General features: G+C 41.8%; 11 protein-coding genes. All 11 read right to left on the bottom strand.

Annotated elements, in window-relative coordinates; all coding sequences use genetic code 11:
• Window positions 1-24: 24 nt before the first annotated feature.
• Window positions 25-975: a hypothetical protein gene (locus tag WS40_RS04050; protein WP_046440387.1), complete on the bottom strand. Its 951-nt coding sequence runs from the start codon at window positions 973-975 to the stop codon at window positions 25-27.
• A 14-nt stretch (window positions 976-989) separates the two neighbouring features.
• Complete coding sequence (locus tag WS40_RS04045) at window positions 990-1,217, bottom strand: hypothetical protein (RefSeq protein ID WP_022286677.1); 228 nt, start codon at window positions 1,215-1,217, stop codon at window positions 990-992.
• An 18-nt stretch (window positions 1,218-1,235) separates the two neighbouring features.
• Window positions 1,236-1,688 (bottom strand): hypothetical protein, encoded by a 453-nt coding sequence (locus WS40_RS04040; RefSeq protein WP_325208408.1) that lies wholly within the window; start codon window positions 1,686-1,688, stop codon window positions 1,236-1,238.
• A complete protein-coding gene (locus WS40_RS04035; protein WP_325208407.1) occupies window positions 1,660-2,310 on the bottom strand; it encodes a signal peptidase I in 651 nt (216 codons plus the stop codon). The genes WS40_RS04040 and WS40_RS04035 overlap by 29 nt, the downstream gene beginning before the upstream one ends.
• Before the next feature lie 54 nt (window positions 2,311-2,364).
• The gene (locus WS40_RS11405) at window positions 2,365-4,479 is read right to left on the bottom strand and encodes a DUF2357 domain-containing protein (RefSeq protein WP_325208406.1); all 2,115 of its coding nucleotides are present in this window, start codon (window positions 4,477-4,479) and stop codon (window positions 2,365-2,367) included.
• 36 nt (window positions 4,480-4,515) lie between these two features.
• On the bottom strand, window positions 4,516-6,063 hold the full coding sequence (locus tag WS40_RS04025) for a hypothetical protein (RefSeq protein WP_046440383.1): 1,548 nt from the start codon (window positions 6,061-6,063) through the stop codon (window positions 4,516-4,518).
• Between the two features lie 21 nt (window positions 6,064-6,084).
• A complete protein-coding gene (locus WS40_RS04020; RefSeq protein ID WP_046440380.1) occupies window positions 6,085-6,744 on the bottom strand; it encodes a signal peptidase I in 660 nt (219 codons plus the stop codon).
• Between the two features lie 44 nt (window positions 6,745-6,788).
• The gene (locus tag WS40_RS04015; protein ID WP_242998084.1) at window positions 6,789-7,523 is read right to left on the bottom strand and encodes a hypothetical protein; all 735 of its coding nucleotides are present in this window, start codon (window positions 7,521-7,523) and stop codon (window positions 6,789-6,791) included.
• An 18-nt stretch (window positions 7,524-7,541) separates the two neighbouring features.
• Window positions 7,542-8,315 carry an EAL domain-containing protein gene (locus WS40_RS04010; protein ID WP_325208405.1) on the bottom strand — a complete coding sequence of 258 codons (774 nt, stop codon included), beginning with the start codon at window positions 8,313-8,315 and terminating at the stop codon, window positions 7,542-7,544.
• A 139-nt stretch (window positions 8,316-8,454) separates the two neighbouring features.
• Entirely contained in the window at window positions 8,455-9,528 is a 1,074-nt protein-coding gene (locus WS40_RS04005) for a hypothetical protein (RefSeq protein WP_046440377.1), read from the bottom strand.
• Window positions 9,529-9,924: 396 nt separating this feature from the next.
• Window positions 9,925-11,298 carry a thioether cross-link-forming SCIFF peptide maturase gene (gene scfB, locus WS40_RS04000; RefSeq protein WP_022287270.1) on the bottom strand — a complete coding sequence of 458 codons (1,374 nt, stop codon included), beginning with the start codon at window positions 11,296-11,298 and terminating at the stop codon, window positions 9,925-9,927.
• Between the last annotated feature and the right edge of the window lie 66 nt (window positions 11,299-11,364).

The raw sequence follows: 11,364 nt of genomic DNA, 5'->3' as shown, positions 1-11,364 counted from the left end.
TCCGTGCAAAGTTAATATTCTTATCTATACGTTTAGTTCAACAAGGATATATTGCACCTTTGTACCTATCTTTTCGTCAGCGTCATTATACATGGAGCTTAGTGATGATAACTGTGCTGTGCTGTATTTATCACCATTAAGTATATTCTCAATAACCTTTTTATTTTGTTCTTTATCGGCATCACCTGACAAGAACAAGTTTAAATTACCATTTATATATTCCGCAAAATTCAAACGTTCTTTACTGTCATCATCAAACAGCACATTTTTCTCTGTCAGATTTTCATCTGTGCTTTTCATTAGTACCTGACCAAGCGTGTTCGGCCACACCCAATATACGTTCACTTCCTGCGGAACGTCTACTTTACAATCTTTAAACGTCCTTGTGAATGTTTCATCATGAAGAAAATCGGAATATGTGTGATTGTTCTCATCATATTTCTCAAAAAACATGATATGTCCATTCATAAATCTAGTTACTTCTTCTTCAGTAACCTTTTCATAAGAAACAGAGTCTTCGTTTTTATTCTCTGCATACCCCGTGATACTCAGCTTGAACTGTATCTCCATTTCTCCAGACTGGTTCGGGACAACATAAAAAGTAAGCTTTCCATGACTACCAGGATTAATACCATTCGTCATACCGCTTTCTTCATCAAGAAGCCAGTAGATCTTGTTGTTCTCGTCAGAAGTGATGTTGCTCCCATCAGACACCTTAGAGTAGTCATTGCTGTCAAGTATCTCAGCTTTAAGCACATTGGCACTGCCTACTGTTTTCAGTTCAAATGGCGAATCTACGCTTTTCATTCCAAATGAATCAAGATCAAGAGCTTTATCAATGGTAAACCAAGCCAGACTGACCGCAATAAGTATAAATGCCAGCACTGCAACTGGTATTATTTTTATAATAAGCAGTTTGCGTTTTTTCTTTTCTTCCTCGCTGTCTGCTTTCTCTATCACTTTATGCTCAGCCACTTTGGCGACCTCCATTATTTCATCGAGTCAAGCTCTTTCTGCAATTCTATCATGTGGTTTCTGCAAGCGGTTATCTCGCCTGTGTATTTGTTGAACCACTCAACGTCCATTTCGTTAGGCTCTTCCTGCAAAAGAATTGCCTGAACCAGTGCTGATTGTGAACGTGATCTCTTACGCTCTATCTCCTCGATAGTAAGTCTGCATTTCTTTATTTCTCTTTTAAGCTGCCCTTTACTGCTCACGTTGTTGTCCTCCTTGCATTAATTTCCCATTTTATCAACCGAATCAACTATCTCGTTGACTTCCCTATAGCCTTTGTCAAGATTTTCGGTGATATGGTCAAGTGCTTTTTTTACGTCCTCAAGCTTGCCCTGCATTTGTTCGGGATACTTCACAAAGCAGTAATGAAGCTCATTTATAGCCTTCTTCTCATCAGTGTAATCGTCGATAAGAAATACCAGCGACCTTGCCGCACCCATATCCGAAAGTATCATGTTATATCTCGTTGGAAGATCCTTGCCGCTTTCAAGATAAGTGTCTATCTCCTCAGAGGCGGCAGACAGATTTTCCATATACTTAGCAATGTAAGTCTTTCTGACTTCCTCGGACTTGTCCATATAAAGGCCGATAAAAACGAACAGCCCTGCAAGTGCCGCAATACAAATAACGATAGCCGTTATCATTTTAGCCTTCATTATCTTTTCCTGATTCAAAGCTGTTCGCCTCCTTTTTCTCGTTTTCCTGCATTTTCAGCCGCTGAACTTCCTTTTCAACAGCCTCACGCATAAGCTTCTCTTTTTCTTCCTCAGCCGCTTTCAAGGCTTCATCACGGTTTGAATATATTTTTATCTCAGCGATAGTTTTTACCTCATACACCGCCATGCAAACTGTTGGGATTATCACAAACAGTATGAGGAGCTTCTTTGTTGATGCAAATGACCCAAGCCACTTGAAAAATCTGAGCTTTCCATAGTATTTTCCAATAATGCTGGCTTTTTGCACCGTCACGCTGTCCTCTATTTTGTTAACATCGCCTTTAGTAACAAAAGTGCCGTCGCTCAAAACCTCAGATATCCTGTGAGTATTTATCTCGCCTTTAATACTATCATCTTGAGAGTAGAACGAAATGATATCCCCTGCCTTTAAGCTGTCAGTATCCGTCCTTTTGATGTAAATATAGTCACCCTCATGTATAGACGGCTCCATACTTCCACTCACGACTTTCAGTACGCTGTAACCAAAAATGCTTGCTGTTTTGCCGATACAGCCGCAGACCATTATGTACACCGTCACACTCAGCAGTGCCGCAAACACAGCAGAGCCAAGTATTGTCAAAGCTATTTTTACTATCCTCAACGCCTTGCCGATGATAACGACTCTCCCTCCGTGTCATTGTTTGCTATATTTCTCTTTTAAATGCCTTGCCATTCTGCCAACTGCTGAAACATGATACTCCTTATAGAGTCGTTTTATTTCAGTGTCGATAGCTTTCTGCTCCTCAGCGGTGCGCTGTGGCGGAATATATGGTCTTGGCGGTCTGTTCTTTCGCTCAAGACGTTTTCTCTTTTTAAACTGCCTGTTTTTGATACGCCTCTTTACATCATATTTCAGATACGGAGCATATTTTTCATAGATGATCTCAATTTCACGCTCTTCACGTTTTCTCTCTGCCTCAGCCAGTTCTTTTTCCTTCTTGACTTTGAGCATTCTGATATAGTCCGGATTATCCGTCACAACAGGTATGATCCCAAATGCGTGAGCCAGAACATATGTTATGCCACGTTTTGCCATGTAATATGGATTTTTGGAATATTCTTTAAATATCTCATTGATATTTTTATTTTCAAAGCTTTCACGTTCAGCTTTAAGACGCTCAGCACGTTCACGCTCACGACGTTCCTGCTCACGCTGCTGTTGTGCTTCTTTCGCCTTTTTTGCAGCGATCTCAGGGGACTCATATTCTGACACAAAGCTTGAAGACACGGCTTCTTCATTCGTGCTGATCTGCTGATCCATAGCAGATCCAAGGCTGTTGCGGACGAGCTTTTTCTCCTCTCGGATCCTAGCTCTTTCCTCACGGACACGCTGCTCCTCTTCACGGCGTTGGCGCTCTTCCATTTGCCTTTTGCGTCTTGCGATATGCTTGATCTCTTCCTCTTTTTCACGGCGTTCACGTTCCTCACGCTCCGCCTTTTCTCTTGCAGCCTGCTCCGCCTGCTGTTTTTGGATAAGCTCCAATCTTCTGCGTTCAGCTTCCTCATGCTCCAGCCTTATGCGCTCTTCTTCCTCACGCCGCTGACGCTCCAGTTCCTCCTGCTCGGCACGCTTTCTTTCAGCTTCTGCAGCCGCAAGCTCCTCAGCCCTCTTACGGTCTTCCTCGTCTTTGAGAAACTGCTTTTCTATCTCAACTATACGGTCAAGCTCTGCCGTAAGGTTTCCTGCCTCTTCGGCAGACATACCCATATCTGTCTTACTTGCACTACTTTGTTCGCCCTCGCCAACTATGACATCATATTTATCAGACGTCTGCTTATCAAAACGCCTGACAACCTTTGGTGCGAGGGTCTTGCTCTTTATAGTTTTAAGCTCCTCCGACTTGTCTGCCCCATGAGTATAGGAGCGGAAAAGCATATAGTTCATTGCGGTCAGACCATATATATCCTCGATATAAGAATCATCAGGTCTTTGTGCAGTATCAGAAACGTTGACCTCGTAGCCTGCCTTATCGTAGCTTTCGATAAACTGCCAAAGGGTAAGACACGCCATAAGGTCCACATTTTTAGTTATAGCGTTTGTTCTCATAACAGGCGGTCTGATAAAAGCGTTGCCAAGAGTGGTACAAAGCACTGAACCTTTATAGCCCTCGATAGCCTTTTTGACCCTTTCAAGCCTTGCCCAAACGTCAGTATCCTTGCTGCCGCCGACAAGACTGTCAACAGTTTCTATCTTAAAACTAATGTTGACCTTTCTCCCGTCGCCGCTGTCAGCCACGGTATCGTAATTAAAAGAATAAGCCTCCTGCGCCTCTGCGGTCTGGACAAGCTTATTGTATCTAATATTTATAAAAATGTATAGCCTGTCGATAAGGGTATTTACAAATCTATTTTCATATGTATCAAGAGTTTCCTCTTTATGAATGTTGAGTATCTTTGACGGAGTTATCTTTCCAGTCTTTTTGTCGATATCCTGAATAAGATCGGTGTGCTGTCCTAGATGTTTTATGGACTCTACCGTTATCTTCCTTGACATAGCGATAGGCACGATCTCTTCCACTTCTTTAATGGTGTTTCTGGGATTTCTTATTACCGTATCAAGATGTGGCAAAGCTTTTTCTATCTCTGTGAGCCAGGACGAATCTATATTCTTCTCGATTATCTTACGATTAAAAGATACAGTTTTTTCGCCCGAAAGAAGCAAGGCACGGGCTGCCGCAAAGCTGTTATTGCCGTCAAACGTCTTTACAGCTTTGTCAAAAGCTGCACGCTGTTCGTTGTATTCGCTCATGCCCGTCCCTCCTCTCAAAGTTTATGAGTACAAATTTTAGTACAGTTTCTGCAATCTTTCAAGATATGCGATAGATTCTTTCATAGTGTTTCTGCCGAAAAGTTTCTGCATATAGGTGCAAAGTTCTTTCAGCTCTTCTCTTAGCATTGCCAAGTTAAGCGACTCAAATTTTCTGAATATCTTAGTTGCCAGCACATAATCGATGCCGTCAAGTTCCTCGCCGCCGCAGGCAACATATACAGGAACAAACAAGTTCATCTGTTTAAGTATACGGTTACCGAAAGCCACTCTCAGCTTTTCAATTACCCACAGGTCAAGCTGCTGGATCTTTTTCAGACTGTCCTGTGAAACGGGATACATTTGAAAAGCTTCCTTGAAGAGTGTATCAAGATGTTCAAAACTTAAATTCATAGGCGGCGTGTCAGGTGCGTCAAAAGCAACGCCCTTTGCGTCAAGATTGATAGGCTGTGCACGGTCGTATACCTTATCTGAGATAGTGAACGTAGAATCGTCGTTGTTGGCAGTACCGATATACCAAATGTTCTGCGGAATACGCAGCTTGCCCTTATCAAGGCGAACAGGGTCGGTACTCCACACATTAGGAACAAGATCAAGCTCCCACTCGGCAGGATCAGGCATTTCAAGAATCGAGAGCATTTCTGCAAAGTAATATTCCACTCTCGCAATGTTCATCTCGTCGAGGAGTATGAAGTTTACATCGTCATTGTATTCAGAAGAATAAATTCTTTTAAGGACTTCTGTTTCATTAAAGTTCTTTGTGAACTCGTTGAAGTAGCCGAAAAGCTCAGTTCTGTCACGCCATGACGGCTGAACAGAAGCAATAGTGGTATCTTTCTGCAAGAACTTACCGAATGAATATGGCAATGATGTTTTACCTGTACCAGAGATACCTTGCAGGATAATGAGCTTTGTTGAAGCCATGCCTGCAATGAAAAGTCGGATAGTTTTTATGTCATAATAAAGGTGCATTCTTGAGCAGGCAAAGTTTCTGTATGCTTCGCAGATACCGCTAAGGGTAATGTCATTATTGTAAGCAGGCGGCTCGTATGTCTTGTAGAAATTATCCACCTCGATAAGCTTTGAAAAACGGCAGTCGGCAGTCTGAACAACGCCGTCCACAATGGTTTGAACTTCGCCCTGTGCAGGCATCTGCTCGCCCTCTGCAAGAGCGGTGTTATCATATACGCCAAGCTGAGCCACCTTCATTGCCATGATCTCATCTTTTTCCTTGGTCATTTTGACCACCTGACGCTGCAGGTCAGATATTTCTTCGATAAGATCCTCGTTGCTGACGATAGAGTGTCTGAATCTTATGTACTTTCTCACAGCAAGAACTATCATAAAAATAATAAGCACAAAGATAGCCACAACAACGATAATTGCAAGCACAGAAAGTACCCAGCCCAGCGCACCAAAGTCTGCCGAGTAGGTCTTGAATATCCTTATGTAGTTTTTTATATTAAAGATCTGTTTTATGCCGTTCCACAGACCCTTGAAGATCTGCCCAAAGCCTGCAAGCATTGACGACATGAAAACAAAAAACCATTTCAGAAATCCATTCATAATGTATCACCCAAGCAGCAGTTATTTGTCATTTTTCTCCTGCTGTGCATTTTCCTCTTCCTTTTTCTTCTGCTGTGCAAGGTATTCCTCAACTGCACGTCTTTTTATTTCTTCCTCATCGCTCTCTGTGATAGCAGGACGCTTTATCTCGATTATGGTTGCGATAAGCTTATAAAGCTCAAAGAGGAAAAACAGTGCTATCGGCAAAAGTATGCAAATGAAAAATCCCGTTTTTGTTCTGAGAAAATCCATTACCTTGCCGAAACCGCCTATTTTTGCACCATTCCACTGACCGATTATATCACCTGCATAAACAGTGTATGTATCATCTACGTTATTAGCATCGCCTCGTGTGATAAAGCCTACAGAGCCGTTATCATTGAGTACCTCTGCGATACGGTGGGTATTCTTCACCTTTTGGCCCTTTATAAGAGTCCAGAAAGTGATAACGTCGCCCTTTTTCAGAGAATTGATATCGTCTATTTCCTTTGAGATAATAAGGTCGCCTTTTTTGAAAGTTGGCTTCATTGAGTCAGATTCAACTGTGAGTGGGACATATCCCAGCAGACTTGCCGTACCATTATTCTTATCAGACGAGAACACGAGAATTGTTATAAGCAGTGCAAAGATAAGCACCACCCATGCGATAACATTAAAAACGATCTTCAAAGCTTTTTTCATAATTCAAAACCTCGGAAACCCGAGGCTTCCTCCCTTCTAATTCTTTAAGTTGTTTCAACGATCTTGAAATTCATACCAAGCTTCATTGTGCCACCGATTATTTTGTCAACACAATCAGGGTCATTTCCATCAAGCCATATAACTACTGTATACTTGTCTTTCTCACCAGGACCAAGCTTTTCACGTCGGTCCTTCATGACCTCAGCAGAGGAGGCGAACTCCTTGTCGCAATCCCTTTCCTTACCGCTGCCGTCAGACTTTGTTTTACCATAAACAGTTTTCTCGCCATTCACGAAAAGCTCCACTCTGATAGCTTCATCAACACCGTTCGTGACGTTCTCGATAGTCATTTCGCTGTCATAGCTAAGTGTGTCTTCACCGGAATTTATGAGATAGAAAGTATAAGCTATATACCCCTCGCCATTATGGCTGCCGTTTATCTTGTCGATATTATCAGGGAGATCTTCGCCACTGATATTTGTCATATCATAGAGGATATCCGCATTGAGCCTTGAATTGCTCGTGGTATAGTCAGGAGTTTCCGAAAGAGTAAGCCCCTGATTTATCATATCATACTTACTTATCTTAACTGTAAAGCTACCATACTTGTCGTAAAAATAAGACACCGCATAAGCCGCCGCCACGATAGCGATAAGTATAATGGCAAGAATTTTAAGCAATCTCATCAATACCACATAGCGTTTAGCTTCCTTGGCGGTCCTGCGAAGTGCAAGGGTATCGACTACTCTTGTATTTTTATCTATATTTTTACCGTCCAAAACCGTATCACCCGTTTATTACTCATTTCTATTGCGAACGTATCTTTCCGCAATATATTTTCCTGCATTTTCTCCCGAATAGTAAAGGCACTGCATACCGCTGAGCTGTTTCACCTGCTTATCATCAGTAATGCCGTCAGCTATGACCTCAGCATTAAGGTCAAAAACGAAATTCAGCAGAGAGTTCACGCAGGTATCATACCTGTCGCTCTTACCAAGAACCTGAGCCACTGAGCCGTCAAGCATGATATTATCTACCTTGAACTCAGCAGTCTTAAGCATTTTAAAGCCCTCAGTGCCGAAGCCTGTAAGCAGAAAATGAAAGCCCTGTCTTCTCATAAGAGCCACGTTATCTGCCGCTGTGCTGTCAGCTTCATCAAGCACATCAGGCGACAACTCAAAGCAGACACGCTCATACTTCACGCCAAACTTATCGCAATAATCTGCCGCAACTCTCGGAGCTTCCGTCTGCCTTAAAAATCTTGCAGGCATGAACACGCTTGCCCAATCAACGTCAACTTCCCTTTCGTGAAACTTGCCCAAAGCCTGCAAAAGCTGAACGAAAGCAAGCTTGAAAATGCTAACACATCGGTCGGAAAGCTGAGCCACAGGGAGATAATCCGCAGGCATGAGCGTTCCCATAACAGGAGAATTGAGCCTTGTTTGCGACTGCAAAAAAGTGACCCTGCCGCTGTCGGTATTTTTTATAGGTCTATAGAAAAGCTCCACGGCACGAACGCCGTCAACTGTAGAATTTTCGCCCAAAGCAAAGCCACTTCCTTTCTGCTCCAATGTATTATTATAGCATATTTTCGACAAAAAACAAAGAAAAATCGGGAGATTTCCCCAAATATGGAAAATTATTTTTTATACCCATTTACCAAAAAACGCCGAATTTCTTCGGCGTCTTTTTTGTTTTATTGTTTATTGATTAGTTGCCTGCGTTATCCTTTGCCTGGAAATCGAGCTGAATTGTCCAATCCTGATTTGCAGTTGCATCATTACAGAATTTGCTTTCGCCCTCAATCCATACTCTTACAACAAAGCCCTCAACTGAATACTCGTTGTTTCCTGCACCAGCAAGTTCAAATACAGTAGTAAGATTGTCCAAGCTATCTCTGCTAGTTGGAACGGCTTTTTGTGCTGTACCCTTGGTAAAAGTAATGGTATCAAGTTTAGCACCATAATTAGCACCCTCTGTTGTCTTTATACCCTTATTATCCGTGTAGTTGTCCCAATTAAGACCAAATACACTCGCTTTATCGCCAAGAAGAGTGTACTTTGTATCTGCATAGCCAGCAACTGCACTAGCTTTTGTAACAGATAAAGTATTTGTAACTGTTGTACTATCATTTGCCTCAGTTGCAGTTTTCAACGGCAAAACAGCAACTCTAACTGCTTTTTGCAAATCATTTTCAGTATTATTCTCACTATCCTTATTCTTAATTGTAACACGACACTGAACGTCCTGTTTAGTCTGTTTTGTTGACCTTATCCACATTGGAACGTCAACATAATATCCGTCAGCACCAGAAGCTTCATCTGTTGCAAGAGCTGTATTTGCGGTTGTAGTTCTCGCTGTCAAAGTTGCTTCATCAGTTGCGGCTTTAACCTTAGTATCAGCCATAACAGCTCTACCACCAGCGTATATACCACTATCCTCAGCGTAGAACAAGCTATTACCGTCAACTGTTGAAGCTGGCTTCAATTTCCCAACTTTTTCATAATACTGACCAATATCAACTGTGCTTACCCAAGAAATGTTGTCAGCTGTAGGAGTCAAATCAGATGAACTCAAAACACCATTATCAACCTGTCCGAGTGAAATTTCAAGTGAGCCACCTGCTGTAGCGGCAAGGTTAAGTCCTGTAACTTCAGCAGTCTTGCTAAGCGTAAACCAAGCGTAAGTAGCAGTAGAAAGCATTACAGCGGAAGTTGTGAGCATTGCAACTGCAGGTATAAGTTTCTTCTTAGCAGAAGTATTCTTCTTTTCATTAGTTTTCATATCTCTTCGTCCTTTTCATAATAATTTGTCGGTTTATCCTGTCCGATACAGAGGGCGCTCGTTATAGCCGATTTGCGGTAACATGACCGCCAAGCACCTTTTGTTTATGTCAATCTTATACTAAATTCGACCCACTTTGTCAATAAGCTACCAGCTTAGTATACATTATATTTATCTTAATACTTATTAATATGACAGACATATTTTGCTATTTTCCGACATGATCATACTATGTAATAACAGCAGAAAGCACGGAATAACGTCATTTGTTATTCCGTGCTTTTTAAACCGATTATTCAATAAATTTTTTTGTTAAACTTCAAACGTTTTTGTACATATTAAGTTTATATATGTACGCAAAAGTTACAATGCGTGAAATTTACAAAATATTTATATTCATTCTGCGCTGTCGAGCATTTTAACAGCCTTCATCATGATAGCGCATTCAAGACGCTTCTTCTGTATCTGACATGACAGCTTGTGCGCATTGTGGATATCACCTGCGTAAATGTAGTTGTTTGCATTGCAACCGCCACTGCAATAGAACTTTGCCCAGCACTTTTTGCACTCTGGCTTGTTGTAAACGTGTGCGTGAGCAAACATATCTTTCATTTCCTCGTTAAATGTGCCGTCATAGAGATTGCCCATTTTGAACTCGGTGATACCAACGAACTGATGACATGGGTAAATATCGCCGTCAGGAGTAACAGAAACATACTCGTTTCCGCTTCCACAGCCCCTAAGTCTCTTTATCGCACAAGGTCCTTGGTCGAGGTCTATCATAAAGTGGAAGAAGTTTATGAACTTGCCCTCGTCCCTTATCTTCTGTATCTTCTCAGAAAGTATCTCATACTCCTTGAAGATCCTCGGCAGGTCAGCCTCAGTGATAGCATAAGGCTCGCTAGGGTCAGCCATAACAGGCTCAACAGATATCTGGTCGAATCCCAGATCATAAAGGTGCATTACATCATTTGAGAAGTCAAGATTATACTTTGTGTAAGTGCCTCTTACATACCAATCCTTGTTCTTAGGACGTTTCTCAACAAGCTTCTTAAAATTAGGGATGATCCTGTCATAGCTTCCTGAACCGTCAACACGCACTCTCATTCTGTCATTGACTTCTTTTCTTCCGTCAATAGACAGAACAACGTTGTACATTTCCTTGTTGATGAAGTCTATCATCTCGTCAGTGAGGTGTACACCATTTGTGGTAACAGTAAATCTGAACTTTTTATTGTGTGGCTCCTCCTGTGAACGTGCATACTCAACAAGCTTTTCCACCGTACCGAAATTCAGTGACGGCTCACCGCCGAAGAAGTCCACCTCAAGAAATTTTCTGTCTCCTGAACGCTCTATAAGAAAATCTATAGCACGCTTGCCAGTTTCATAGTCCATAAGCATTCTGCCCTGACCGAAATCACCTGTTGACGCAAAGCAATATTTACATCTCAGGTTACAGTCGTGAGCGATATGCAGACACATTGCCTTGATAGGCGAAGCCACAGCAGACAGGGCATACTTCTCGTAATCGTCCTCGCTGAACAATATCTTGTCATTGTAAAGAGAAACTATCTCCTCATAACAATCCTCGATATCCTTGCTGTCATACATCTTTGACAGCTTTCTTACAACGTCCTCAGGACATTTCTCCTCAAAAGGCGGCTCAACATTGTCTAACAAATCATATGTCAGATCGTCTATAATATGTACTCCGCCACTGTTCACGTCAAGCAGTGCATTAAAGCCGCCAAGCTTAAACTTGTGTATCATTTAAAAATCACCTTTCGCATTTATATTCATATACAAATTTATACAAAAATAAAGGGACATAAAAAT

The sequence above is a fragment of the Ruminococcus sp. N15.MGS-57 genome, assembly GCF_000980385.1.
Lineage (GTDB): Bacteria > Bacillota > Clostridia > Oscillospirales > Ruminococcaceae > Hominimerdicola > Hominimerdicola aceti.
The sequence above is the reverse complement of the archived record's forward strand: the minus strand, read 5'-3'. Positions and strand labels throughout refer to the sequence as shown.

Excerpts from the sequence above, each read along its gene's own strand:
- WS40_RS11405 (WP_325208406.1), bottom strand. The coding sequence starts at position 4,479 with ATGAGCGAATACAACGAACAGCGTGCAGCTTTTGACAAAGCTGTAAAG.
- WS40_RS04025 (WP_046440383.1), bottom strand. The coding sequence starts at position 6,063 with ATGAATGGATTTCTGAAATGGTTTTTTGTTTTCATGTCGTCAATGCTT.
- WS40_RS04020 (WP_046440380.1), bottom strand. The coding sequence starts at position 6,744 with ATGAAAAAAGCTTTGAAGATCGTTTTTAATGTTATCGCATGGGTGGTG.
- WS40_RS04005 (WP_046440377.1), bottom strand. The coding sequence starts at position 9,528 with ATGAAAACTAATGAAAAGAAGAATACTTCTGCTAAGAAGAAACTTATA.
- scfB (WP_022287270.1), bottom strand. The coding sequence starts at position 11,298 with ATGATACACAAGTTTAAGCTTGGCGGCTTTAATGCACTGCTTGACGTG.